At 60.9% G+C, this 25,341-nt stretch carries 26 protein-coding genes; 13 read left to right on the top strand and 13 right to left on the bottom strand.

The genetic code is table 11. From position 1 onward, the window contains the following. Positions 1 to 46: 46 nt before the first annotated feature. From H281_RS0114315 to H281_RS36830, 4 genes are all read right to left on the bottom strand, one after another. A complete protein-coding gene (locus tag H281_RS0114315; protein ID WP_020067805.1) occupies positions 47 to 355 on the bottom strand; it encodes a hypothetical protein in 309 nt (102 codons plus the stop codon). Between the two features lie 130 nt (positions 356 to 485). Next, positions 486 to 1,262 (bottom strand): endonuclease/exonuclease/phosphatase family protein, encoded by a 777-nt coding sequence (locus H281_RS0114310; protein WP_020067804.1) that lies wholly within the window; start codon positions 1,260 to 1,262, stop codon positions 486 to 488. Further along, the gene (locus H281_RS0114305; protein WP_020067803.1) at positions 1,259 to 3,475 is read right to left on the bottom strand and encodes a VTT domain-containing protein; all 2,217 of its coding nucleotides are present in this window, start codon (positions 3,473 to 3,475) and stop codon (positions 1,259 to 1,261) included. The genes H281_RS0114310 and H281_RS0114305 overlap by 4 nt, the downstream gene beginning before the upstream one ends. Positions 3,476 to 3,546: 71 nt before the next feature. Next, complete coding sequence (locus H281_RS36830) at positions 3,547 to 3,717, bottom strand: hypothetical protein (protein ID WP_020067802.1); 171 nt, start codon at positions 3,715 to 3,717, stop codon at positions 3,547 to 3,549. Between the two features lie 448 nt (positions 3,718 to 4,165). Between H281_RS36830 and H281_RS0114300 the strand changes: the two genes are divergently transcribed. The 3 genes from H281_RS0114300 to H281_RS0114290 are packed head-to-tail and all read left to right on the top strand — an operon-like array spanning position 4,166 to position 5,670. After that, positions 4,166 to 4,573, top strand: coding sequence for a hypothetical protein (locus tag H281_RS0114300; protein WP_020067801.1), 408 nt, complete (start codon positions 4,166 to 4,168; stop codon positions 4,571 to 4,573). After that, positions 4,548 to 4,844 (top strand): lysozyme, encoded by a 297-nt coding sequence (locus H281_RS34660; protein ID WP_020067800.1) that lies wholly within the window; start codon positions 4,548 to 4,550, stop codon positions 4,842 to 4,844. The genes H281_RS0114300 and H281_RS34660 overlap by 26 nt, the downstream gene beginning before the upstream one ends. 22 nt (positions 4,845 to 4,866) lie before the next feature. Beyond that, entirely contained in the window at positions 4,867 to 5,670 is an 804-nt protein-coding gene (locus H281_RS0114290) for a lysozyme inhibitor LprI family protein (RefSeq protein WP_020067799.1), read from the top strand. A 429-nt stretch (positions 5,671 to 6,099) separates the two neighbouring features. Here H281_RS0114290 and H281_RS0114285 read toward each other — a convergent pair whose 3' ends face one another. Then, entirely contained in the window at positions 6,100 to 8,157 is a 2,058-nt protein-coding gene (locus tag H281_RS0114285; RefSeq protein WP_020067798.1) for a hypothetical protein, read from the bottom strand. Positions 8,158 to 8,303: 146 nt separating this feature from the next. Between H281_RS0114285 and H281_RS0114280 the strand changes: the two genes are divergently transcribed. Beyond that, a complete protein-coding gene (locus H281_RS0114280) occupies positions 8,304 to 8,537 on the top strand; it encodes a DUF2795 domain-containing protein (RefSeq protein ID WP_020067797.1) in 234 nt (77 codons plus the stop codon). A 98-nt stretch (positions 8,538 to 8,635) separates the two neighbouring features. Here the strand turns inward: H281_RS0114280 and H281_RS0114275 are convergent, their stop codons facing one another. From H281_RS0114275 to H281_RS0114265, 3 genes are all read right to left on the bottom strand, one after another. After that, complete coding sequence (locus tag H281_RS0114275; protein ID WP_020067796.1) at positions 8,636 to 9,313, bottom strand: hypothetical protein; 678 nt, start codon at positions 9,311 to 9,313, stop codon at positions 8,636 to 8,638. Further along, positions 9,310 to 10,716 carry a selenium-binding protein SBP56-related protein gene (locus H281_RS0114270; RefSeq protein WP_020067795.1) on the bottom strand — a complete coding sequence of 469 codons (1,407 nt, stop codon included), beginning with the start codon at positions 10,714 to 10,716 and terminating at the stop codon, positions 9,310 to 9,312. The genes H281_RS0114275 and H281_RS0114270 overlap by 4 nt, the downstream gene beginning before the upstream one ends. A 190-nt stretch (positions 10,717 to 10,906) precedes the next feature. Continuing rightward, positions 10,907 to 11,908: a sulfonate ABC transporter substrate-binding protein gene (locus H281_RS0114265; protein WP_020067794.1), complete on the bottom strand. Its 1,002-nt coding sequence runs from the start codon at positions 11,906 to 11,908 to the stop codon at positions 10,907 to 10,909. Between the two features lie 287 nt (positions 11,909 to 12,195). Here H281_RS0114265 and H281_RS0114260 point away from each other — a divergent pair, with 287 nt between their 5' ends. Continuing rightward, complete coding sequence (locus H281_RS0114260; protein WP_020067793.1) at positions 12,196 to 13,023, top strand: hypothetical protein; 828 nt, start codon at positions 12,196 to 12,198, stop codon at positions 13,021 to 13,023. Positions 13,024 to 13,066: 43 nt separating this feature from the next. Here H281_RS0114260 and H281_RS0114255 read toward each other — a convergent pair whose 3' ends face one another. Next, positions 13,067 to 13,945 carry an ATP-grasp fold amidoligase family protein gene (locus tag H281_RS0114255; protein ID WP_020067792.1) on the bottom strand — a complete coding sequence of 293 codons (879 nt, stop codon included), beginning with the start codon at positions 13,943 to 13,945 and terminating at the stop codon, positions 13,067 to 13,069. Positions 13,946 to 14,731: 786 nt separating this feature from the next. On the opposite strand from H281_RS0114255, the gene H281_RS0114245 reads away from it, so the two are divergent. The 7 genes from H281_RS0114245 (at position 14,732) to H281_RS0114215 (ending at position 20,972) form a co-directional block, all read left to right on the top strand. Continuing rightward, the gene (locus H281_RS0114245; protein WP_020067790.1) at positions 14,732 to 15,304 is read left to right on the top strand and encodes a YbhB/YbcL family Raf kinase inhibitor-like protein; all 573 of its coding nucleotides are present in this window, start codon (positions 14,732 to 14,734) and stop codon (positions 15,302 to 15,304) included. 162 nt (positions 15,305 to 15,466) lie between these two features. Further along, positions 15,467 to 16,465 carry a bestrophin family protein gene (locus H281_RS0114240; RefSeq protein WP_020067789.1) on the top strand — a complete coding sequence of 333 codons (999 nt, stop codon included), beginning with the start codon at positions 15,467 to 15,469 and terminating at the stop codon, positions 16,463 to 16,465. Positions 16,466 to 16,608: 143 nt separating this feature from the next. Further along, positions 16,609 to 17,088 carry a carboxymuconolactone decarboxylase family protein gene (locus H281_RS0114235; protein ID WP_020067788.1) on the top strand — a complete coding sequence of 160 codons (480 nt, stop codon included), beginning with the start codon at positions 16,609 to 16,611 and terminating at the stop codon, positions 17,086 to 17,088. A 43-nt stretch (positions 17,089 to 17,131) separates the two neighbouring features. Next, positions 17,132 to 17,527 (top strand): cupin domain-containing protein, encoded by a 396-nt coding sequence (locus H281_RS0114230; RefSeq protein WP_020067787.1) that lies wholly within the window; start codon positions 17,132 to 17,134, stop codon positions 17,525 to 17,527. A gap of 215 nt (positions 17,528 to 17,742) precedes the next feature. Then, a complete protein-coding gene (locus H281_RS0114225; RefSeq protein ID WP_020067786.1) occupies positions 17,743 to 18,192 on the top strand; it encodes a DUF2231 domain-containing protein in 450 nt (149 codons plus the stop codon). Beyond that, entirely contained in the window at positions 18,185 to 19,504 is a 1,320-nt protein-coding gene (locus tag H281_RS0114220; protein WP_020067785.1) for a PQQ-dependent sugar dehydrogenase, read from the top strand. The genes H281_RS0114225 and H281_RS0114220 overlap by 8 nt, the downstream gene beginning before the upstream one ends. 133 nt (positions 19,505 to 19,637) lie before the next feature. Then, the gene (locus H281_RS0114215) at positions 19,638 to 20,972 is read left to right on the top strand and encodes a Gfo/Idh/MocA family protein (RefSeq protein ID WP_020067784.1); all 1,335 of its coding nucleotides are present in this window, start codon (positions 19,638 to 19,640) and stop codon (positions 20,970 to 20,972) included. 62 nt (positions 20,973 to 21,034) lie between these two features. Here the strand turns inward: H281_RS0114215 and H281_RS0114210 are convergent, their stop codons facing one another. From H281_RS0114210 to H281_RS0114200, 3 genes are read right to left on the bottom strand one after another with little or no spacing between them, the layout of a single operon-like run. Next, positions 21,035 to 21,841, bottom strand: a complete 807-nt coding sequence (locus H281_RS0114210) for a MipA/OmpV family protein (protein WP_020067783.1) — start codon at positions 21,839 to 21,841, stop codon at positions 21,035 to 21,037. Beyond that, a complete protein-coding gene (locus tag H281_RS0114205) occupies positions 21,838 to 22,725 on the bottom strand; it encodes an alpha/beta hydrolase (protein ID WP_020067782.1) in 888 nt (295 codons plus the stop codon). Before H281_RS0114205 ends, H281_RS0114210 begins: the two co-directional genes overlap by 4 nt. Next, entirely contained in the window at positions 22,722 to 23,528 is an 807-nt protein-coding gene (locus tag H281_RS0114200; RefSeq protein WP_027804591.1) for a DUF4118 domain-containing protein, read from the bottom strand. The genes H281_RS0114205 and H281_RS0114200 overlap by 4 nt, the downstream gene beginning before the upstream one ends. A 41-nt stretch (positions 23,529 to 23,569) precedes the next feature. Here H281_RS0114200 and H281_RS34655 point away from each other — a divergent pair, with 41 nt between their 5' ends. After that, a complete protein-coding gene (locus H281_RS34655) occupies positions 23,570 to 23,896 on the top strand; it encodes a hypothetical protein (RefSeq protein WP_033379553.1) in 327 nt (108 codons plus the stop codon). A 94-nt stretch (positions 23,897 to 23,990) separates the two neighbouring features. On the opposite strand, the gene H281_RS0114195 is transcribed toward H281_RS34655, so the two are convergent. Further along, positions 23,991 to 24,680 (bottom strand): phosphatase PAP2 family protein, encoded by a 690-nt coding sequence (locus H281_RS0114195; protein ID WP_020067780.1) that lies wholly within the window; start codon positions 24,678 to 24,680, stop codon positions 23,991 to 23,993. Between the last annotated feature and the right edge of the window lie 661 nt (positions 24,681 to 25,341).

Below are 25,341 nucleotides of genomic sequence, written 5' to 3'. Positions count from 1 at the left end.
CGCGTCGGGGCGTCGGGGCGTCGGCGCGTCAGGCAGCGCCGCGTGCTTATAACGGCTTGGGCGGCGAGCCATCGTCGTCGACGCTGTGACTGCCCGCGCCCGGCGGCGAGGTCGCGTCGCGCAGTTGCGTCTCTTTCGGACTTTTTGGCACGACCTTGTCGGCATCGGCTTCGTCGATTGCGTTGAGCCGATTGCCGCCCGGCGTGCGCGGTGTGCCCGGCGCCGACGTCGGCACCGCTCGTGGCTGAGCCGGCCCCGGCCCCGACAACCCCTCTTGCGAAGGCGTGTTCGGCGAGGGCGGCGTGGCGGGGTCGTTGTTCGAAGAAGAGGAAGAAGCGTCCTGGTGGTCGGTCATGGGGTCATCTCCTTGGCTGGAGTCGTTCGAAACGGCGCACGAACGACATTTGCGTGCAATGCGTACCGCAGACGCAGCACGCGCCGTTCCATCGGGCCTCGCCTGCAACCGTTGCGAACGGCGGACCGGCTCAGCGCAGCACGCGCGCGACGAGCGGCAGATGATCCGACGCGATTCGCGCGGGCTTGCTCCGATCCACCTCGATATCGACGAGACGCGCGGCCGGATGCACCCACACGCGGTCCAGTGCAAAAGTCGGAAAGCGCGAAGGAAACGTGCGCGGCGCGGCCACCCGCCCGAAACGCGTGAGAAGCGCGCGCAGCGGCCATCCCCAAACGAACCATTCATTCAGATCGCCGAGCAGGATGACGGGGAGATCGGGCGTATCGAACGCTTCCAGCAGCAGCCGCACCTGCGCGCGGCGTTCGCGCGCCGACAGGCCCAGATGCGTCGCGACAATGCGCATCACGCCACGGCCCGTTTCTATGTCGACGTCGAGCGCGCCGCGCGCTTCCCGGCTGCCGAACGACAGGTCAAGCGTGCGCACGGCTCGTACCGGGAGATTCGTCAGCACCGCGTTGCCGAAGCGCCGGTCGGGACCGTCGAGCGTCGGCCCCGGCACCGCGTGCATGCCGGTCAGATCCTGCAATTCACGGAGCACGTCGATGCTCGCCGCGCCGCCGAGCGGCACTTCCTGCAACGCGACCACATCCGCCTTAAGAGCCGTGATCACTTGCGCGATACGGGCCGCCGAGCGTTTGCCGTCCGTGCCCACGGCCCCGTGAATGTTGTACGTGGCGATGCGCAGCGGCTCGCCCGCATCGCTCGAATGTGCCGGCATCGTTCGCACACGCGGCGCCGGCTGCGCTTCGTCGAGCGTCACTGTATCGTTCGCGCGGCCGGTCATTGGCGCCTCATCAGCACGCGCCGCAGGACAAGCGACATCGAGACGAGTGCGACGCCGATCGCGGCGACGAGCAGCAAGGAAAGCGGCGTCGGATGCGTGAGCGCCGTCACCAGTTGACGGGCGAACGACGTCGCGAGCACCACGCCTGGCGCCATGCCGATCGCAGTGCCCGCCATGAAGTCCCAGAAGCGGATATGCGATGCGCCCGCCGCGAGATTCACGATCGAAAACGGCGCAACCGGCACGAGCCGCAGCAGGATCATTGCGACCAGCCCTTTGCTGCGCAGCCGTTCGCTGAGCTGGTTCAGGCGTTCGCCAGCCAGTTCGCGCACGGCGTCGCGACCGAGCCAGGCGCCCGCGGCCCAGCCCGCCGCCGCGGCGATCAGCGTCCCGGCGAGCGCGTAGGCGGCCCCGGCTACCGCGCCGAACACCAGCCCGGTTACGGCGATCAGCAAGGTGACCGGCACTGACAGCAGAGCGGCCACTGCGTACATCGCGACTACGGCAATCGGACCGAAATGCGTTGCGGCGAGCCGTTGTGCGTCGGCGGTCAGTTTGGCGAAGGTCAACTCATGACCGAACGGCGTGAAGCGCCAGGCAATGGTCAGCGCGACGACGCCGAGCGCGAGCGCGCCGAGCACCAGCAGCTTCGCGATGACGGGACGACGCGTGGGCTCGGGCAGGAATTGCGCGAGCAGTTCATTGGCCTCGATCGGCGCTTCGGGATCGAGAACATGAACCCGATCGGCGATGTCGCGTAGCTCGGGCGGCACCTCCGGCGTCAACGGTACAAGCGTGCGCGCCGAATGTCCTTTCAGGCTCGCGATGGCCGCGTTGAGACGCCCATGGCGCGCGAGCGCCTGCTCCACGTCTGCCTCGCTCGAATCGAGATGTTCGGCGAGCAACCGGTTCCGAATGCGTGCAATCGCTGCTTGCCTGAGCGGATTGTCGCGCGCGTCGATCACGATGCAGCACTCGGAGTCGAGCACCATCGACCGATTGTTCAGATTGGCACTGCCAATCACGAGCAAACGGTCGTCGGCAATCATGATCTTGCTGTGCACGTTGATGAACCGGCCGTTCGGCGCATCGACGGCCGGCGCATACATGGCATAGCGGCCGTTGCGGTCCGCGGCCTCAAGCAGCTTGTGCAGACGCGCACGCAGAACGCCCATTGTCGCTTCCTGGAGCCAACCGCTTTGCCGGTAAGGGCAGACAACCGCAAGGTCGGGGCCGTTTTCTTCAGCGATGCGTTTTTGCAGCGCCGAGCCGACCGAATTGGCCGTGAAATACTGATTCTCGACATAAATATTGCGACGCGCGGCGGCCACGGTAGCCAGATGCAACGCCTTCACCTGCTGGATCGCGGGTCTGCCGTCGTACGCAGGCTCGGTGAGCGAAATGCCCAGGTCGATATCGGCGAAATCGGGTTCGATGCGCGACGGCCACAAATCGGTTCGCGGCGGCGGCTTGCCGTTGAACGGCCGTCCGGCCTTGCTGCTGCGGCGCGAGCGGCGCCAGCGTTCGCGGGCCAGATGCGCGATGGCGGCGGCAGCGGGGCCGTCGAACATCAGTTGCGCGTCGTGCATCGGCTCGTAACTCGTCTTGCCGAGATTTTTGCGCAGCGGATCGTCCGGCCGATGTTCGGGCGTGTCCCAACGCGAACCGGTGAGGTCGATGCCGCCGGTGAACGCGAGGCTGTCGTCGATCACGACGATTTTCTGGTGATGCGACGCACCCAGCGGATGACGCCCGTCCAGCCGGAACCAGAGGCGCCGATGCGCGTGCCACGCGGGCTTGTAGGACGGCAGCCATTCGCGCTCGAATGCGTACAGCATCGCGAAATCCCAGCCGAGCAGATAGATGCGCAACTGCGGATTCGCGTCGAGCACGGCGCACAGGAACTCGGAGAGTTTAGGCGGAAAGCCGTCGTCGACGCCGCCGGGGACGAGTTCGATGCGGCTGTCGATATCCCATCCCAGGATGAAAATCGAATGACGTGCGCGCGGAATCATCTCGCGCAACACCGCGTAGTAGGAGGCGGCGTCGATCAACACGCTCGCGCGGTGCGCCTTCAGAATCCATTCGCAGGTCGTGCGGGTGTCCATCACCTCGCCGTTCGGGACGGCGGGCGGCGCGTCGGCGGTGTCTCGCGACGGCGACGGCGACGGCGCATCGAGCAGATCGGATTCTATCGGGTCAGGTTCACTCATGGTGGTCCGTGCGGCTGTCAGTGGGTATATGCGGATGCAAGTGGCATTCCATGGCGCGGCGGGCGCTGCTGTCAGCCGTTTTCGCTTGTCAGTGGGCGCGGCTTGTAGTTGCGCTTTGTAAGGTTTGAAATTTTGGCGGCGGTGGGCGCTGTTTTTTCAGTCGCGAGGGTTTCGGCGTTCTGCGCTGGAGTGGTGCGCAATGTGTCGTGGGTCGTCGTGTAGCGGTGGTTGATGGCGATCAATCTTGTGTGGCGTCAGATTTTCGGACGATGCCGTGGCGAATTTTCTGAATTTGCAGGGGTGGTTGGCTTCAGCGTGCGGATGGGATTGGATCTGTTCTAGAGTGATTCGGGCGCGAATAGGTGAGTGGCCGCGTCCATAGGTCGTTTTTAGTGGGCGAGCGTTTGGGTTGATGTTGCCTTCTGCTGGTGGCTGCTAAGCGGTAAAGGCCGGGGTCGATTCAAACATGCAAAGGCGAGCCAACACTGGAAAGGGGGGCGTCGTAGAGACATTTAGTAGGATTCCAAAATGTCTGGACAGCCGGCGGCATATGAAACATAACTTTTGGAGGGGGCTCACAATGTCGTGGCTTATCCAGCCGAGTACGCCGGACACGACCGGCGATGCGCGGACGCAATGGGCGGACGAGCCGCTTCCCACGATTCCCCGACCCGCTGACGCGAGGCAAGCATGACCCGGTGGACGACGCAAACGCGCTCCCTCACGTTCAGCGGTGCCGCGCTTCCAGAAATCGTCGGCGTCGATTACCGCAGCCGGAAATGCATCGAAACCCGTGAGCCGATGCTGACGGTCCGCAGTCTGCGCGGACGCGAGGCGGTGGGCGAGCTGTTCGAATACATCGTAGAAACCGAGGTCGAAAACCCGGACTTCCTGCAGGACCCGGCGAGTGCCGCGCAGCTCGACCTGGCGAAGATCGTCGGTACATCGGGCACCGTCGCGATCCAGGTTGCGGGCATCGGCACTTTCCGCACCGGCGCGACAGGCGATACCGGGCGCGTGAACGTCGGTGCCGATACCCGCCATATGTTGCGCCGCAAATGGACACGTCGCGATGTCGAGCAAGATAACCATCGCTGAATCACAGACGTTGTTCAACAATGACATCGCAGTGATCGAGGGACGTGTCAAGAATGCAATCAGCGTACCGCTTTATCAGCATGAATACGATGCGCTTGTTTCGCTCGCCTTTAACATGGGCAGCCTCAGCAAGGCCCCCAGTCTATGTCGAAAACTTAATAGCGGAGACTATACCGGTGCCCCCGTCGAGTTTCTGGATATCGAAAACAGGACGCGGCGAGAACGAGAGTACGACATGTTCTGCTTGGGCACTTACAATTCAAACCACTAAACGAACGATGTTTATATAAGCCATGAAGAAACTTAAGCTGTGTCTGCTTCTCGTGATGTCGGCACTTCTGTTGCCGATCTACGCGGTAGCCCAAGACATATATCGAATGACAGGGGCTGCGCAATTCGAGCAAGGACACGACTCACACAATCTCCCATTTCCAGTCAATCCGCTGACAGCGGGATTTCTGACATTCAACGGCAACGCGTTCATGTTTCACTATAACGGCCACGATTGCAGCGTGAAAGTCAATAAGAGGGTGAACTTCTACGTCGACCCGGTCATCTCCCACTCATTCGGCTCGCGAAATAAATTCAATGCTTTTCTGAGCACCAAGTTTCGTGCGAAAGGTGATGTGCTAACCGATACTTATATTCTCGGCGAGGCTGACGCGCCGCTCTGCTCAGGATTACGTTCGGCAATGATCTACAGTTCGCCGGATGAAATGGTACTGCTAGATGGCTCCTGGGCCTATGTGTTCGAGCGTCAGACGCACGCGCCCACGAATGCCGAGCAAAGTTTCGATTGCACGAAAGCCAACACGAATGTCGAGCATCTCATCTGCAAGAATCCGGACCTGGTCAAGCTGGACGCGACGGTTAATCGTGGTTACATCGCGATGCTACTGACTGACTCAAAGGAGATTTCGTATCAGGATCCTGTTCGGCTGGACCAAATCAACTGGATCAGGAAGGTGCGGAACGTATGCAACGACAACGCGTGCTTGCTGAACGCATATCACTCGCGCATCCAGTATTTAAAGGGCAAGATAGCGACCACCGATCCGTCGTATCCGAACGACGACTCCAAGGATGAGGGGGACTGACTGGCGCGTTTCGTTGCGATGGACAGCGTACGGATCCCATTCTGAAATTCAAACGAGGGACATCATGTGTATTAGCTTGGTCTGCACCTCATAGCTAGTCTCGTCCTGTACATTTGGCGGTGAGAGCGTCGCGCGCAAAGGCGATACCGGTTGCCTGACTGAAGATGCTGGACTGAGGACGCGCATGGAAGATCCATGCGACAGCCGCCGAAAAGCAATCAACCGCGCCGCAAGTGGAACAAACCGGCCCGAACCCTCGCGCCCGACATCAACAGAAACAACGTGCCCACTCCGCATCCGCGGCACGACACACCTTAAAATCTTCCACGGAGTCCCCGCATCCAACTCACGACATCGACACACACCGCACCACCATCACAACTCCCTCCCGAGCAAACCCCGCCAAACCCCGCCAAACCCCTCGCAACCTCACGGCGTCCCAGCCTGATAGCACGACTGCGTGCCGCTCGTCTGATAGATAAGCCGATAACCACTCGTAGCCGTCGAACCCGCTTGCCTGGAGGCAAGCGTCAGCCAGCCTTTCCTCGTCTGCGGCAAAGGCTTGATCACGTAGGCGGCGAGGTGCGGATCGGTTGTGGCCGCATTGGCCCCGACAATGCGCCGCACATGCGACAGGCGCTCCGCATACCAGCCGAGAAACGGACGATATGCGGGACCGGCGTAATGGCTGTCGATGATCATCCACGGGTCGTGTCCGGGCTGTCCCAGGTTCGCGGCGGTGTCGGTCGGGCCCAGCAGCGCCAGGAAGTCGCCTCCAAGCCGCGAATCCGGCTGGCCGATGCGGCTCAGGTCATACTTCGCGCGGTCGGCACCGGCCTGTAGATCGCTGAAGCGCTTACCCGTCCACGTGATGACGTGTGCGAGCTTGTAATCGGCGGCGAACGTGCCACTGCCTACCGTGTCCTTTTGTGTCACGTAAAGCAGATCGCCGGGCAGCAGGTATTGCTCCATCGTCGTCAGATTGCCGCGGTTGATGTCGAGCAGTACGCCCGTCAGCGGATCCACACCCGAAGACGGCGTGCTGCACGCCTGCACGCCGATCGCTCCAGACAACTGATTGGTCGCCAGTCCCGCGAAGTTGTAGACCCACGACGTGAAGTTGGAGCAGTCCGCGCCGTTCCACATCAGCGCCGACGTGATGGCGGGCGGCGTTTGCGCCGTGGACGTCTGGACACTCTGCGACCCGTCCGCGCCGCGCTGCGCGGTGCAGGTCATTTTCGGCGAATGCGGATCGGCCGAGCCGCCGCTGGTGCTGCCCGCCGACGAATCGCGATAGTCGATGCTTGCGGTGTTCTCCGGCGGCGTCCAGCCCGGAACGTGATGGTGGCAGTAGTTGAGGTTCTGATCGACCCAGTAGTTTTCAATTGCCATCACGAGTTCGCGCCTGAACGTGTCGATGTCCGTGCAGGCAGGCGGCGCCGAGATCGCTCCATAAATCGCCGCGTGCGGTCCCCACGTGCTCGTGGTCGGATAGGTCGACCAGTTCGTGCTCGTCATGCCCGGCACGAGCGACGCCTGCACACTGTTCTTGCGTCCCTGGAAAAGCCACAGGTTTTCATTGAGCAACGCCACACGGTCGCCGCACGCACTCGCCGACGCGCTAGCGGTCTGGTGGTCTGAAGCCCGCGTGGTCCCAAGCATCGAGAGCGCGGTGACGCCCGAGTGGTTCAGCGGATTCGTCGCGAAGTTTGCGGCGCCGGTGGTGACGTAGCAGGCGTCGTCCGCGGGCGCGACGAGCGAGCCGTCCGCTGCGACGTTGCCCGCCCCAGCGTGGCAGGCCGCAAGCGTGTCGCCATTCGCGGATTGCGCGACGATGCTCTCCACGCTCGCAGCCACGGTCAGGTCGTTGTCGATACGACTTTGCGATTCGGCGCCGAGCGCGAACGCCATGCGGTTGCCGTCAGCGACCGTGCTGCTAGTGCTGGCCGTGGCGCCGGTCGCCATGAAGGCGGGCGGCGTCTGCTGCGGATCGATGCCGCCGAGGAACGCGGAGACGCGTGTGGCCGCGGCCGCGACATTCGACGCCGTGAGCCCGCCCGCCGTCTGCGCATCGACGACCACCGCGCTCGAATACGGCGTGATCACCATCGTCGAAGGCTCGGCGAGATACACCGCAGACAACACGGATTGTCCGACCGGTGCGCGCACGCCGGTCGCTTCCTCGGTATAGCTGCCGCCGGTCGATTGCACGAGCAGCGGCCAGTGCGAAGCGCGCGGCAACACGAAGTGGCCGTCGGCGTCGGTCACGACGGTCGCGAGCGGTGTCGCTGCCGCATGCCCGTTTGCGTCGACGGCATAGACGGAAACCGTCGCGCCGGAGACTGTCCCGAGATAGACACTGCCGCTGATCGAAGGCTGCGGGCTGGCAGTACCGCCGCAGCCCGCAAGGGAAACTGGCAGTAGTGGGAGCAGGGTGAGGAGGGCGGTAAAAGCGCCCGAAGCGCCCGAAGCGCGCGGAAAATGCATTGTTGTCTCTCAGCTTCTCGTGAATCTGTTTGGAACGTCATCAAGATTAACGGCAGCTTACAAAACAACTTAATGCAGATTGACGAGCGCGGCACACGTTATGCGAATTATCGGAAGAAGCTTTCTCAACCGGCAAGGAGATGAAAATGGCTCAGCATCCGGCTCGTTCGCAGAACCACCGCCATCCGGACCAACCGCGAATGGAAGAAATTACGCGTGCGCTCGAAGGCGCCGCGTTTCCTTCCACGCGCGACAAACTGGTCGAGTTTGCAGAGCGCCAGGGCGCCGACGGCGAGGTGCTAGCGGTACTTAGGAGAATGGGCGACCGCCATTTCGACAGCATCTCGGCTGTCGTTCGCGAGGCATCGAACGTGGAGTAGCGCTGCATGTCTTTAAAGATTGCGGCGGCGCGTTCAGGCATCGCGTGCAATGACCTGCAAAGCCTGACGGGACTTTGCGAGGTAGAAGCCAGCGGCCATCAAGACCCGCGTAAATCGCCAGAATTGAGCACCAGCGCAAGCGTGCCGACGAGGATGAAACTGAACGCCCACAAGGCGTCAAGGTTGAACCAGCTGCGCGACACGAACTTGAGCCCTAGATAGCGATACACGAGCCACGCGATCAGTCCGCCGGCGAGCACCATGGCCGCGGCATGCACGCCGGAGACCAGCAGCGCCATGCCGAGCCGCGCTTCCATCAATGTCTGCGCCGCCTGGTGCGCCCGGTCGGCATCGTCGGCGCGGCAAAGGCCCAGGTAGATCGGCACGAGCATCAGCCCGGCGCCGTGCGCAATTGCGATCGCGAACGACCACAGCGCGAGCCGCGATGGCGCGATCCTGGCGAGTACGCGCGGATGCCGTCGCCAGAGCAGCAGGACAACGCCGAACCCGATCACGAGCACGCTCGCGCCAGTCTGAATTTCGCGCTGCCATGCAAACACGACGGCGAGCATGGCAAACGGCATCACCATCAGAAAGATGGCCAGCACATGTCCGGCCGCGAGATAGAAAAGAGCGGTGAAGAGCGCACGCGAACGCCTTTGCATCAGGGCGTTCGACACCGCAAGCGGCCATCCCATCGCCGGATTGGCGCCGTGATAGCAACCGCTCGCGACGACCGCGAGCCAGAGGCCGGTCTGCGACCAGCCGCCGCTCAAATGCCCACCGACGGGTAGCAGAACGAATCCGTCGAGCAGTCCCCCCCTTCGAGACGAATCTGGTGCGCGCGGTAGCCATCGGGAAACTTCACCCAGAAGTCCTCGGCAAGCGTAAGGCCGCCGCCAGGATCGGCGTGCGCCATGACCTGCGCGGCGGGCACGCCGTTCGGATAGAACTGGTTGTCCCACGTCGAGTAGAGCGAGTTGGTCCAGTACACGCGCTTGCCGTCGCGGCTGATCTCGACCATCTGCGGGCCGCCTGCAAACGCCTCGCCGCTCGGATGCGGCGTGCGACGCACGATTCCGCCGAGATGAACCGAACCGGCGAGCTTCGGCTTGCGCGGCTCCGTCACGTCGTACTGGCGCATTTCGCCGGTGCCCCAGCAGGCGACGTAAAGATATTTGTCGTCGATGGAAAGATCGATGTCGGTGACGAGCGGCGGCACCGCGCCGAAGCCCTGCAGCAAGGGCGGCAGCGACGCCGCGTCGGCCGGCTCGGGCGGAATGGTCGCCGTCTTCTCGATGTGGAACTGGCCGCCTTCGCGCCACCATGTCCAGATCGAGCCTTCCAGGTTGGTCGTGTCGACCACCACGCCGATAAAGCCATATTCGCGGCTCGGATCGTGAGCGGGACGCACTTCCAACGCCATTTGATGATTCGCGCCGAGGTCGATCGTCTGGACATTGCGCCGGGCGCGCAGATCCCAGAAGTGGACTGCGTGGCCGTATTTGTTCGACAGCAGATCCTCGGGCACGATGCCGTTCTCGAACTGCGGCGGCAACGCCCACTCGCTCGACACCATATAGTCGCGCGGCAGATTCCACCAGAAATCGTAATGTTTCTCCTGCGGTCCGCGATCGATTTCCCAGCGGCCGAGCACGTCGAACGTTTCACAGTCCATGATGAAGATGCCCGGCGGCCCGTCGGTCCCATCCGGCCCCGCGCCACCGAGCGTACTGACGTAAATGCCCTCGGGGCCGCAATGAACCGTGTGCGGACGCGAGTAACCTGTCTTGCGGAAAATTTCCTCGGGCTCGATGATTTTGTGAATCCGCGCCTGCGTCGGATGCGGCTTCGTATCGACGATGTAAATACGCGACGAGCGCATACCCGGAATAATCAGAAAGCGCCGCTCGAGGAAGGCGTGGCCGGTCAGCGGCGACAGCGCCGACGAACACGCGTTCCAGCCGAAATGATGAAATTCGTCGCCCTTGTTCGGCACCGGCACTGTGTGGACGACCTGGCTGTAGGTCGGCGAGCCGGGCTTGACGTCGATAACGGCGAGCGCGTCGGGCTGCGAAAAATCGGGGCTGAGCAGGAGCGTGTACGCGTATTCTTCGGCGGGCGCATCCATTGCAAGTTTTGGCGACGCGTGGAACGTGGGATCCGGGCGCATACCCATGACGGCTCTCCTCTGTCTGACCGCGCGCGGGCTTGGCGCCGAGCGCGCTCCGGCTTTAGATGTAGTTCACGGCGGCGCCGAGAGCAACCGGAACTTTCATGGACCTTGCTGGCGCCGATCTTGCCACCGTCGTGCGTCGCAGCGCCTTAAGCGCTCCGTCGGCCGCCATCGGGCGTCCGCGCTGGCGTCTTTACGCGAGGTTCGGCGGGCCGGCCCTCAACACGTCGACGTGTTTGGGGATCAATCCAAGGTCGAGAAACGCATCCGCGATCTGCTGCTGCTCGGCGAGAATGGCGCGAGTGATCCGCTCCGTGCCGAACTGCTGACGTGCCACGACGACATCCACGACCGGTTTCGGCAAGCCCCACAACTGCGCCAGTTCGCTCGACATCTGATCCTTGTTGAGGCTGCCCCATTGATCGACTTTCTCGATCTCTTCAATCACGATCCGTATCACGTCGGGGTTCCTGGCTGCATAACTCTGCGACGAGAAGTAGTAGCCGCGATTGCCCACGACGCCGCTGGCATCCGCGAGTACCCGCGCGCCGAGCGACTTCTGCGCGGCCGCAAAGAACGGGTCCCAGATCACCCATGCGTCGATGGACGCGCGCTCGAACGCAGCGCGTGCGTCGGCGGGAGCGAGAAAGGCGACATTCACGTCGGCATACTGCAAGCCATGCTGACGCAGCAGCTTGACGAGAAAATAGTGAACATTGCTGCCGCGATTCAGCGCAATCTTTTTGCCCTTCAAATCCGCTATTGAACGGATTGGCGAACCAGGCGGCACGAGCACGGCTTCGGATTGCGGGCGCGGAACCGTCGCTGCGACATAGGCGAGCGGCGCGCCGGCCGCTTGCGCAAAGATCGGCGGTGCTTCGCCGACATCGCCGAAGTCAATCGAGCCTACGTTTAGCGCCTCCAGTTGCACGGGGCCCGCGGCGAACTCGGTCCAGCTCACCGACACGTTCAGCGGCGCCAGCCGTTTTTCGAGGGTGCCGCGCCCCTTCAGCAGATTCAGATAACCCTTCTGGTTGCCGATCCGCAAGGCGCGTGGCCCGCGCGCTGGTGCCCCCGGCGCCGGCGCTTGCGCAAGAGCGAGCGGTGCGGCCACTGCGGCTGCCGCGGCTACGGCAGCGCCGGTGGAAAGCTTGAGAAAGGCGCGGCGATCGGGTCGTGTCGTTGTCGTGGCCATGGCAGTCGGGAAGGTTAGGGATGCATCTGGCGAGCCATCCTACCTGCGGGCGCGAAGTTGACGAACCGATCTTTCGCCGTAAGCAAATGACGACAGATGGAATAGACGGGGGCCTGGATTGCGCGGGGCGCGGTTCCCGGTTGCGCTGAAATCAGACGACCATTGAACCGCCATATGGTCTACCGCACATAACGCGGCAATTGGCCCATGACAAACTGTAAGGCAGAAGCCGGCGATTCCCAGGACGAAACCACCATCCACTCTGCGCCCACACTGCATGAGGAGCTATGGAAAGTGCCTCTGATCAAGCTTTGGACTCCGTATTGAAGCAGGTGACCGACGCAAGGCTCGACGCATTGAGCGAGGAGATGGACACAGTCGGCATAAGCGCACTTCGGGACGTCCTGTCGCCGGCTGAAATAGCAATGGCGGGCAACTACGTTCAGCGCGAACTGGACAAGCATGAGCGCCAGCACTTTATTTACGCCGGACGCCCGTGGCTCGATGCCTCACCGCTCGCGACGTTTGGGCAATCTCCGCATCTGCGGCGCATACTCGCGGGGCTGTACCGGCGAGGCACCGGGCGAGCCGCACCCGATATAGACATTGTCGCCGCGCTTCGCGTGCTGTCGGGCGACCTGGGACTCAAGGCATCGAACCTGTTCCACTACGACACTTATGTCGTCACCGCGCTGTTGCCGCTGATCATTCCGAACGCCCCCAACGAGCCGCGCGGCGATCTCGTGATGTATCCGAACCTGCGCCGGGTGCGGTCTTCATCGGTGATTAATCTGGCCGAAAAAGCACTGGTGCAAAATTCGCTGACGCGCTCGGTACTCGCGCGAGAAACGGTGCAGCGTGCGCTCGGCGCACGCATCTTGCCGCTGGAGCCGGGCAATCTGTATTTTTTCTGGGGAATGCGATCGCTCCACGCGAACCAGGCGTGCCTGCCGCACAGCGTGAGATCCACGGTCCTGTTTCATTTTGCCAACCCGCACTCGGGAGGCACAGTCGACAGACTGCGCGAGTGGGCTCATCATAGGAATTCCGCGCCGTCCGAGCGTGCGAGGGTTCCGCTCACTCAGGCTCGGAACACATTCGACGACCAGCAATGAATCTGGATCGATCGTGCGACCGCTTCTTCGGAGTAAGGAAGCGTTACGTTAGAAGCCGGCCCCACTCGAAATCGACGCGATCGGGCCTCATCGGGACCACCCCCGCGCCTGGCGTGAACGTGAGTTCGCCGAAGTACACTGCATTGCCCGGCGCATATAAGTCGACGCGAACATAGTTGAAGTCTTCGGCCAGTACAGCGGCCATGTCCAATATCGAATTCAGATTCTCGGGTGGCGGTGGCGGTGTGGTGCTGCGGGCATACGGGCCAATGCCCACGTCGAGATGATTCCAGTGAACGTCGAATACATCGCCACGCGTGTTATTGCCGAACCGGTCCGAGATGACGACTATATACATCATCGGTCGTCCCGACTTTCCGCCGAAGCAATGAACCTTGTAGTCAGCGGGAATCTGGCGATGCTCGTCGAGAAGAAGTTCTTCGAAGAAAATCCGTGGCCGAATCTGCCGGTAGTGACGCTCCCGTGCAATCAGGTAGAAGTCCGTAGACATCCAGCGATTGGCCATAGTCCGCAACGCGTCGAAAGTGACTTTCGACTTGTCCTGCACGATCTCCACAAAGCTACTGCCATGATTCGCCTTCATCACAAAGGCGTTGGGTAGCGCATCGAAGACCGACTGCGTGAAAACGTCGGGCGACGAAATCAGCGGGACCAGATGTTGTTCGCCAACTTTCGCCTTGACATAGTCTCTCACGGTCAACTTGTCGGTCAACGCGGCATATCGCGGGTCTGGCCGCAGGCTGCGCTGCAGGATTTTCTCGTTGAATGTCGTGGGACGAAGCAATCTCGGAAAGCGCCCGATGTGCTTCCGATGCAGAAGGCTGAGGAACAGCGCATCTGGAAGCAACTGTTTTGCGTTGTCCTTCACCAGCTGAAGGATCGCACTGGACGGCTGCCACATGGTCTGTCTCCGAATAGAGGGCACTCAGTTATGAACCATCGCGACAGGTCGGTCAGTGGACGCGACCTGTCGCACGCGCGAACCGACCGTTTCGTTGGGGTCGGCCGCGCGCGATATGTCCATTGCTTCGCCAGGTTTCTGGCTGTCAGCAATGGATTAGGTGTCCTGGCATCTAATTGTCATACTCAAACGCCCGCCCGCTCGTGCAGTAGCCAAAGCAGCGGGGTGGTTCAGCATAGCCCGGAGAAGGCCTCTCGAAAGCTAGTGGCGCAAATCGTAGAGATATCGGCTAATTTGGTTGTATGGTTCGCGGAAGGCGGTCGGTGGCTTGTCTTCATTGGCTCCAGCCGAGCGGGAGAGATGCGAGGTTAGCCTGCACACATGCCGCAATTCCGCCTTCGTCAACAATCTGTCATATCCGTTTACGGATACCGTGTTTTTGCCGCTCTGGCAGGTGGATCGTGCTCATATGTCTGCCGCGCGGCCTGAAGTCCGTCGCCATGGCATCCCGCAGACATTCCTTAGTCTGAACATTGTTGTCTGAAGCACAACACGGTGATCGCCGCGAGGGCTCTACTGACAACTAAAGCTCGAACCTACAATTCGTTTCGACAAAGGCACTCCGTGCAACGAGTTAAACGTTGGACTGAGCGGCCCGAGACGCACGGCTCCATAACGACGAATCGCGGTTTCGATTCGTTAGTAGTCCAGCGGAGCATGTCCATTCGGCTGACTGGACGCGCCGACCAAACCCTTCACTTGTCTTCTTTACAAACGGAGTCGAACATGAAATTGCGTGCCGCTTTGCGAACCACCGTCTGTTCCACAACCTTGCTGGCGATCGTGCCGGCCCCTGCGTTTGCCGAGCCGTTTTCTGTGAAGGTCGATGGTTTGAATCGAGGGCAATTCGCAAACGAACAGGTGTACGGCGGATTCGGCTGCCGAGGTGAGAACGTCTCTCCACACATCTCGTGGTCGCATGTTCCGGCGGGGACGAAAAGCATCGTCGTCACCATTCACGACCCTGATGCGCCGACCGGCGGTCTCGGCTGGACACATTGGGAAGTTGCCAACATTGCGCCGTCGCAGACGTCGATCGAAAAGGGCGCGTCCGGAAATGCAAACCTGCTGCCGGCGGGTGCTGTTGAAACACTGACCGACTTCGGCGACTCGAAATACGGTGGACCGTGTCCGCCTCAAGGCGAGTCGCATCGATATGTCGTCACGGTTTCCGCGCTTTCTGTGCCGGGCATCGATGTAAAAGCCGCGTCGAGCCCGGCGCTCGTCGCATACCAGATGCATGGAAAGATTATCGGGCAGGCGCGCTTTGTCGCGCGATATCACCGTTCGGTAGAGTGATTGCGTCTGTCAATAGAAGGTCGTCAGGCGGTCTTTCGGCATGCGCCTTCAGTCATCGAATCAGGAATTCTTGTGTCAGTGTCACACGGCGCAAGATCAAACGTCTTGTGAGAATGCGGTCATTCGACCCGACCATATTTAATCGAACGTCTCACACACGACATGCACCTTGGTAAATCGTATCGCCTCACCGAGTTCCTCATCTGGACACGAAGGCAGATCTACGCACTCGTTATTTGTGGCTCGGTGCCCGTCATTCTCTACAAGTACGCGTCGATGACGTGGCTCTCGGTGCCGTTCACCATCGTCGTACTGCTCGGCACGGCGACGTCGTTCATCGTGGGCTTCAAAAACGTGCAGACGTATAACCGTGCAATGGAAGCACAGGACGTCTGGACCGAGATTGTCGGCGCGAGCCGCAAGTGGGGACAACTGTCGTGCGCGTTTCCGTCTGAACGGAATTTGAGCCGCGAACTGATCTCTCGGCATCTCGCGTGGCTAACCGCATTGCGATACGAACTGCGTAGCCCTCGAATCTGGGAAAGCATGACCCGGCGCTTCAATCTCGAGTATCGGCGTCACTATCATGTTCCCGAATGGGAAACAGCGATAGAAGACGTTCTGACGAACTATCTTTCCAGCACCGAGAGTACGCGCGCGCTCGCCTCACCGTCGGCGACAACGGCGATATTGAGCATGCAAAGCGATTGCCTTAAGTCACTGCACCTCGCCGGGCATCTGAACCTGTCGTTCTATCTCGAACTTCAGCGGGCGACTGGCGACTTCATCGCGCTTCAGGCGAAAGCCGAGCGTTTGAAAAACTTCCCTTACCCTCGCCAGTACGCGACCATCAGCGCGTTGTTCGTGCGGTTTTTCTGTTTTCTGTTTCCCTTCGGCCTGCTGCAGGAATTCGACAAACTCAATAGCGGCGCAAGCGGACTCATGCACGGCAACATGATCTGGCTCGTCGTGCCATGCAGCGTCATGGTTTCGTGGATGTACACGTCGCTCGCACAGGTGGGCGAAAGCACGGAAAACCCTTTCGAAGGAAGCGCGAACGACGTCCCCATCTCCACGCTGTGCGCCGCGATTGAGCGCGATCTGCGCTGGATGCTCGGGGAGCCGGTCGAACATGCGGCGCGCGAGGTCATCGCACTTTAAATTGGTGTCTCACGGACAACACAGTGAGGCGCTTCGCATGGCTTCCGACCGTCTGCCGCCAGGACTACGATGGTTCTGTACGGCATCTCGCCGGCGCCGGTGCGTGGCTCGTGTGCACCGGTTTTATCCTCGCTGGAGCAACCATGACTCAACGCATCAACTATATGCAGCAATCGCCGGAACTGTTCAAGAAGTTCGTCACGTTCGGCCTTGCGGTGAAAGAGACTGGCATTGAAACGTCGATCTGCGAACTGGTGTCGCTGCGCGCATCGCAAATGAACGGCTGCGGCTTTTGCGTCGACATGCACGTGAAGGAGGCGAAGATTCACGGCGAGCGCGAACTGCGTTTGCATCATGTCGCCATCTGGCGCGAGTCGACGCTGTTTTCTCCGCGTGAACGCGCGGCGCTCGCATGGACGGAGATCCTGACGAAGCTGCCGGAAGGCGGCGTACCCGATGACATCTTCGAACGCGTTAGCACTCAGTTCACGGATCAGGAACTGTCGAACCTGACATTTCACGTGATGGCGATCAATGGCTGGAACCGCGTTAACGTGGCGTTCAGGACTGTGCCAGGATCAGCAGACGCGGCATTCGGACTCGGCAAGGCGAACCTGTCCTGAGCGACGAGTCCAGTCGCGCATCTTCAGCAACACGGAGGACATCATGCCTGAATTCAGAAAGCTTGCGATGATCGCCGCGGCGTGTCTCGCCCAAGCGGCTCACGCCGCGCCCGACGCCGTCGTCACGCCCTTGATGGAGAAGCCGCTAGCGGATTATCCGGGCAAGGAAGCGCTGATGATCACCGTTGTGTATCCGCCGGGCGCCGCCGATCCGGTGCATGTGCATCGCGCGCACGGTTTTATCTACGTGCTCGAAGGCACCATCGTGATGGGTGTGAAGGGCGGCAAGGAAGTCACGCTGACGCCCGGTCAGACTTTCTATGAAGGTCGGAACGACGTGCATACGGTCGGCCGCAACGCCAGTGCCACACAACCAGCCAAGTTTCTCGTGCTGCTGTTGAAGGACCAGAACGCGCCAGTGCTCGTGCCCGTGAAGTGACGTATCGATAGTACTCGCGGCGCGCTCAGCCAAGAGCCGCCGCGGGCCTCAATGACATGGCCTGGCAATTCAATGCGCATCAGTGAATGCGTATCCGTGCTTTCCACATGACGCTTGCCGACGTCGCGGGCAATCAGACCGACAGCTAAACGAAGGGTCCGGGCATGGCTAATGCAACGGCATCCAGACCGGTTCTGATACAGAAATGGAAAGCCATGTCTACCACGCACACCGTCACCAGACGTCCATCGACGATCGCTCCCGCCATCTTCGAACTGTTCAACCCCATACCCTACGGACTGTTCGTCGGCACCTTGATCTTCGACGTCATCTACATGGCGACGCGTAATGTATTCTGGGGCAAGGGCGCCGCCTGGCTCGTGACAGTGGGCCTCATTATCGCGATCGTGCCGCGCCTTCTCAATCTGGGGCACGTATGGGTGCAGCGACGCCGCCGGGTATCGCGCATCGAACGGCTGGACTTCTGGCTCAATCTGCTTGCAATCGTCGCAGCAGTCATCAATGCATTCGTGCATAGCCGCGACGCCTATGCGATGGTTCCGGAAAACGTGATTCTGTCCGTTATCACTGTCGTGCTGCTGAGCATCGCTCACGTTGCAATGGCAATAGACAGACTTCATCGCGTGGAGGCGACTCATGAATAAGCTCGCCACGACCAGCGCGCTCGTCGTCGCCATGTCGGCGCTGATGAGTGGGTGCAACGAACACGCGCAGTACGATGCGTCGCATCAGGCTGGCGCCAATCCGCCGATGCCGGAGGCGCGCAACTTCTTCGCGCCGCCAATGCAGGTTCCAAAATACGTGGGTTGGCAGAACGGCGCCACGCCCAAGGTCGCTGACGGCCTGAAGATCGAGAAGATCGCCTCGGGGCTCGAACACCCTCGTCAGGTCTATACGCTGCCCAATGGCGACATTCTCGTGGCGGAATCCAATAGCCCGAACGAAGAGGCTGTTACCACGCCGAAGCAGGTCATCGCGGGACTTATCGAAAGCAAGTCAGGGAAAAAGGCGAAAGGCGCGAATCGCATCACGCTGCTGAGAAAGTCTGCGAATGGCAGTGGCGAATGGGAGCGCCACGTGTTTATCGACAATCTGCACTCGCCATTCGGCATGCAACTGGTTGGCGACACGCTCTACGTTGCCGATACCGATGCAATCCTGAAGTTTCCGTATAAGGCGGGCGTAACCAGCATTAGTGAACGCGGTGTCGAGCTTGCCGATCTTCCCAATACGGTCAACCACCACTGGACGAAATCGTTGCTGGCCAGTCGCGATGGCAAGAAGCTTTACGTAGGCGTCGGCTCTAACAGCAACGTCGGAGAGAACGGCCTGGAAGTCGAGTACCGGCGCGCGGACGTACTGGAAGTCGATACGGCTACCGGTGCAAGCCGCATTTACGCAGCGGGCATTCGCAATCCGACGGGGCTGCAGTGGGAACCGAAGACGGGACAACTGTGGGCCATCGCGAACGAGCGTGACGAGATCGGCGCAGACCTGGTGCCGGATTATCTGACGTCGGTGAAAGAGAACGCCTTTTACGGATGGCCATACAGCTACTACGGCCAGCACGTTGATCCTCGCGCTCAACCGCAGCGCCCCGACCTGGTCGCCAAGGCGATTGCGCCGGACTTCGCAATCGGCTCCCATGTCGCGCCGCTGGGACTGATGTTCTATACCGGCAACAACTTGCCGGCGCAGTATCGCGGAGGCGCGTTCATCGGCGAGCACGGCAGTTGGGACCGCTCGCCGTTGAGCGGTTACGTCGTGTCGTACGTGGCGTTCGAGAACGGCAAGCCGGTGAGTGCGCCCAAAGATGTCGTGACGGGTTTTACATCCGCCGATCAGAAGCAGTTGTATGGCGCGCCCGTGGGCGTCGCTCAGGATCGGGACGGTGGCCTCCTGATCGCCGACGACGTCGGCAACGCTATCTGGCGTGTGACCGGCACAGGCGGCTGATGCACAGGTAACGTGGCGCGCCTTCATTCGGCCGGGGCGCTCGTCATGCTCGAACACGCCGAAGTGCGCTGCGACGACAGGCATCGGCATATCGTCTCAAGGCACGAGATCCATCATTCGTACCGGAGCTTCAATGCCCACTCGCAACCGCACCTCGCATTCCGACCAGCCGACTTCCGACGTACCAACGGAGGCGACTGCGCCTGCAGAAACCGCGCGACGCCTCTTTCTCAGGCGAGGCGGCGCGAGCCTCGCAGCCGCACTCACGGTTGGCTCGGCCAGCAGCGTGTTGGCCGCAGGTCCAAACGGTGCCGATACGAACCAGGTGAAACTGCCGCTGATTCAGGACCCGGACACCGAGCAAAAGGAAGAAACGCCAGACGCGAACTTGCCGCCTGATGAGCGTGTGGGATATGCCATCGTCGGACTCGGGCGGCTGTCGCTGGACCAGATCCTGCCTGCGCTTGCGCAGTGCAAGTACTCGAAGGTTGTCGCGCTGGTTTCCGGCGACAGGGCCAAGGCACTTCGCGTCGCACGTCAGTACGGCGTGCGGGAAGCGGACATTTACGACTATCAGAATTTCGAGCGCCTCGCCGACAACCCGCGCGTACAGGTCGTGTATATCGTGCTGCCGAACGGCATGCATAAAGAGTTCACGTTGCGCTCCGCGAATATCGGCAAACATGTGTTGTGCGAAAAGCCGATGGCAAATAGCGCGGCGGACTGCGAGGCAATGGTCCGGGCGATGAAACGCGCCAACCGCAAACTCATGATCGCGTACCGCAGCCAGTACGAGCCGATGGACCGTATGATCGCGAAAATGGTGAAGGAAAAGCAGTTGGGGCCATTGCGTGAGTTCGTAGCCGGAAATTCGCAAAACGTCGGCGATCCGGGGCAATGGCGGTTGAAGAAGTCGCTGGCGGGTGGCGGCGCCATGCCCGACATCGGACTGTATTGCCTCAACGCTGCGCGCTTTCTGTCCGGCGAGGAGCCGCTGGAGGTGGTTGCGTCGGTGCACCGGCCGGAAAACGATCCGCGCTTCGTCGAAGTGGAGGAATCGGTGCACTTCATCCTGCGCTTTCCGAGCGGATTCACGGCAACGTGCATGTCGAGCTACGCGAGTCACGAGTCGCGCTTCTTCCGGCTGCAAGGCTCGAAAGGCTGGGTCGAAATGGATCCCGCATTTGGTTACAACGGCCTGCGGCTGCGCCACGGCATGCTCGTGGAGGGCAAGTCCGCGACAACCGAGTTGCAGATCGATCCGCAGAACCAGTTTGCGCGGGAGATCGATCACATGTCCGTGTGCGTCAAGGACGACATCCAGCCGCACACGCCAGGCGAGGAGGGCTTGCAAGATCAGCGCATTATCGACGCGATCTACGAATCCGCGCGCACCGGGCGCGCGGTCAAACTTGCGCAAGCGTCCGCGCCGACGCGTGGCCCCGAGCCGCAGCAGGAGACGTTCTGAAGCGCGCGTGCGAGCAGAACGGGCTTTGCGGCACGCACACCGAGGTTCGACTTTCGCACTACCTAGAAGCGGTAGTTGAGAGACGCCAGCGTGTTCAGTTCGCTGCGGCGCTCGGTGATTGGGCTCGCCGCCGCATAGTGCTGCAGCCGCCCGACAGTGACCGCGACCGAGCCTACCCAGTGCTTCGAAAAGTCGTAGCTGAAGTAGCCGTTCAGATGAATATCCCGGACGCCAGAACCGGTTCTATAGACCGGCAGTCCTGATGCCGCGCTCTGCTGGCTGGACACGCCGAAGAACGTCCGCGTGTAGAGCGCATCGGCCCACGTAAAGCCCGGGCCAATAGAGAAAAGGCCGCTTCCCACAGGCACCGACGCAAGCAGGTCCACCGGAACGGTTTTGCCCTGGCCGTGCCCTGCAATGTCCTGGTACAGGGCGACGGAGCCCGTGAACATCCATACCGTGTAGTCGGCGAACAGTTTGAGTTTCGGGCCGCCATGCACGTTGCCCAGACCGTGCAGGTGCGGATCGTCCTTCTCGTTGCGTGACTGGAAATCGAAACTCAGCGCCGCGCCGACGTGATAGTTCGCACTGCGCAGCGCATTGACGCCCAGCACGTCCGGCCCCTGCGAGAAGACCCGGTCATCGTAGGAGATATCGAGCGAAGGGAATGGGAACACTGTGGTATGCCGCGAGCCGGGCGACTCGGGCGTCACGATGACGCCCGGCCCGACCGCCACTTTCCATTTGCTGTCACCGGGGGCCGCTGTTGCGTCGGCCGCGCGCGCGGTCGTAGCGCTCAGGAAACCCGCCAGCGATAGCGCGAGCGCCGCGGCGCCCACGGTTCGATGCGTGAACGTCCGCGCTTTCATGCGTCGTCCTTGCCGATGGCAGCAAGCTGCCGCAAGCGGCGCGCGAGCGCTTTGGATACAACGGGGCTACGCGGCTCTCCAGATCCCGAAGCCGCTTCGCTCTCGCGCAGAAACGATGCCGTTTCGCGCGCAACGATCTCGCGTTCGTTGTCCGATGTGATCATGTGGTACGAATCGTCGAGGTAGATGGTGCGCAGAAAGGTCGAACCGAGCGCCAATGCCGCGGATTGGGCGGTACGCGGGCTCGACGTTTCGTCGTCGATCGCGTGGATGACGAGACAGTCGTTGCGGATACCACGAATCTGCGAGCGGACGAGCGATGCAAGGCGGCTTGCTTCGTGCAATGCGGGCAGTGCAATCGTCGACGGACCGACTTCGCTGAAATTCGAGCGCTGCATCGAGCGCGCGATCTTTGCACGCAGCGCTTCGTTGCGCAGGCCGTAGGGTTCCGACTCGCGATACTGCCAGCGCGAACGTAGGGGCGTGTAGTAAGCCCAGCCAAGAAGAAAGCGGTACCAGGGAATGGCCCAACCGTTGTAGGCGAGTGTAAGCGACAGCAGCACGACCGCCTGCGCTTGCGGGCGTCGATGGGCGAGTGCGAGCGCGAGCGCCGCGCCCATCGACAATCCACAGATAGACACGCGGTCGAATCGCGCGGCGAGCGCATCGAATTCGCTGGTTGCGGCGTCAAGCCAGTGTTCCATGGTCTCGCCGCCCGTACCGGCGCTATAGCCGTTGAGCACTGGGGCACACACCGTGAAGCCCTCGTCGCGCAGGAACCGCCCGAGGTAGCGCATTTCGAGCGGCGAGCTCGACAGGCCGTGCAGCAAGAGCACCGCGTGTCCGCCGCCTTCTAGAAAGATGGACTGCGTTAATGATTTCATGTGTCGGTCGCCACGCGCAGCACGAGGAAATCGCCTGCGTGAGTCGTAAATTGTTCGCAGATGCAGTCGACGACGCGCGCAGTGCCTCCGGCAAGGTTCGAACCGGCGGCGAATCGCACGCGATGTGAACCGGCCGAGAGCCCATTCGAGAGCCGTCGGATATCGTCTGGATCGACTTCGGAAAGGCGAGGCCCCGGCGCCAGATCGGCAGGCAATCCGGCGAAAGCGTGCGATGCGACGGCCAGCGCCGACGCTGTGCCGGCGCCGTTGCGCCGCAGCGGCTCACGTTCGAGTGCCTGAATCAGAATGAACGTCTTGTGATGGTGCGATAGATGCCTGAGGAGCCGGTGCGTTTCGTCAATGGCGCGGCGGGCGATCGCGCGCTCGTTGTCATGGCGAAGCAGCATTTCGTAGCGCGATTGCGCCACTGCAGCGATCAGTTCGGCGCGAAACTGCACGCGCCGCAGTTTTTCGAGCAACGTGATCACCACGAGCGTGACGACTGGATACGACACCAGCAATAGCAGGTCTGCCCGGTCGAAGACGGCGATGGTCACGTAGGGCGGCACGAACAGATAATCGGCGAGGCCTAGTCCCGCCAGCATCACGGTCAGCGCCGGAGCAAGGCCGAAGTGGTATTGAACGAGCACCGCCGCAATGCAGAACGCGGTGCCAGGCATGACGGGCCCGAGCAACGGATGAAGCAGCATGCGTACTGCGCTCGCGATGGCCAGCGCGGCAGCTACGGCGAGCCACCGCCGTTTCCCTTGAGGTGCCCAGCAACGGGCGTTACGGACTTTCATATGCTATTCGGGGCCGCGTCGGCTGCGCTATTGAAGTAACGGTGTTTCTGTTCAGCGGGCTGCGTCTCGCCAAAGCCTGCACCATTAACAGTGCAGGGAATTCGCGCTTCCCGGTAATTTGGTTCGAGGTGTTTCAGACGCTGCTCCCGGTTTCGATCCGTTGGAGCGCATTTGCTAACGGCATCAAGCTTGTCATGCAGAAAATGGAGTTTGTTTCCTGGGCGAAGTCCAAACTGGCGCTTGCAAGATTTAACTTGAGTCCGCTTACTCATGTACGGTCCGGAACTCCGGCAAAGCTGTGTCTTCGTCAGCCGTTGCGTCTATTCCTGCGCCTTAATGGGTTTACGGCTTCGGGCGCGAAAAGTTGAGCTGGGGATAATGTCCGGACGATGTGCAGGAGTTCGCTCTGGCTATTCGGAGGGTTAACCCAGGCGACGATCTGGGTAACCCGACCTGTTCGAACTACTTCAGAAGCAAACGCCCGAGTATCAGTAATTCTTCGAATTGAGTGACCAGCTCAAAACATAAAGCAAATAGGAGCGTATAACCTGGGCCCGGAGATTTTCGTAGCCATCGCAGGATCGGAACTGCAAAACGGGTTCTGACTGCGTCTCGCGTCATTGTCCACGTGGTGGCCGCTCCGAAAGCCGCGCCCGCCAGTATGTCTGTCGGATAGTGCCAGCCGAGATAGACGCGCGGCAGGCATATGAAAATCGCCGTGTGCAGTAGCGCAAGTACACCGACGGCGCGCCAGACGAGAAAGATGCCGGTGGCGACCGACACCCACAGCATGGCGTGATCGCTCGGAAACGAGCTCCAGGTCGGCAAAACGGCAGCGCCCAGATCGTCCGATGGAAATTGCAGGTGCAGCTCCGGGTTATAAACCGGCCGCATCCGGAACGGTAAGAAGTGAGCGACGATTCTGAACGTTGCGAGCGCGAGCAACGCGCTCAGGATCGTCGCAACGACCATTTCTCGTTCCCATTCTGCCCGTTGACCGGGTTTGAACCAGATCCACCATAGCACTGCCACGAGCGCCAAACCTTTGAACGTGTATAGAGCCGCAAGGACTCTGATCGGGTGGTTCAGTATGGGCAGATCTGCAGCAACGCCGGTCAGGAAAGTCTGGATTGCGGTATCGAAGACATTCATCGGCAACCCTCGTAGCCTGTTTGTTATAACCAGAGTTCTTTTTTGCCGGTGGCCATGCCGTCATGGCGGAAGGGAAGACGTGCCCCCCGCAGTTGCGTCCACGATTTATAGGCCTTGTTCTCAATCCGGTATGTGGGAAGAACCACCTAAGTTTTCGCCCTTGACCTCGCGAGGCACGATTGTATTCGGCGTGGCGGGCCGCTTTAGGTGGCAAATGCCCAATAGTCCCTGGGAATTTCGGAGCATTGGCTGGGAATTTGCCAGTCGCCTTCACATGAATGTCATCCACTATCTGCAATGCATTTAAAACCGGAATTCGGCGCAATTGTTAAATCTTGCAAGACGCCGGAATAGCCACGTCTTTCTGTGGACAAATGAAAAATCGTATGAGAAAGTTTCGCGGAATTTGCAACTTTCTTTTCATTACATTGGAATTTGCACTGCAGCGGCTGTAGTGCAACGCACCACGAAAAAGTCCCAACAGGCTATTAAGGGGCAATACAAATGAATATGGGAAGCGAAAAACGATCAGGCATGCGTCTGGCCGAAGGAGACCCTTTTCCAGGCCGCCCGTTGCAGCTAATGCCTGCCTTTGCTGCCCTTATGCCGCGATCATTTGGACCTTCGTAAAACCAATGCCTGGCAGGTCCGCCGGCCGGCT

The organism is Paraburkholderia caledonica (assembly GCF_000383275.1).
GTDB lineage: Bacteria > Pseudomonadota > Gammaproteobacteria > Burkholderiales > Burkholderiaceae > Paraburkholderia > Paraburkholderia caledonica.
The sequence above is the reverse complement of the archived record's forward strand: the minus strand, read 5'-3'. Positions and strand labels throughout refer to the sequence as shown.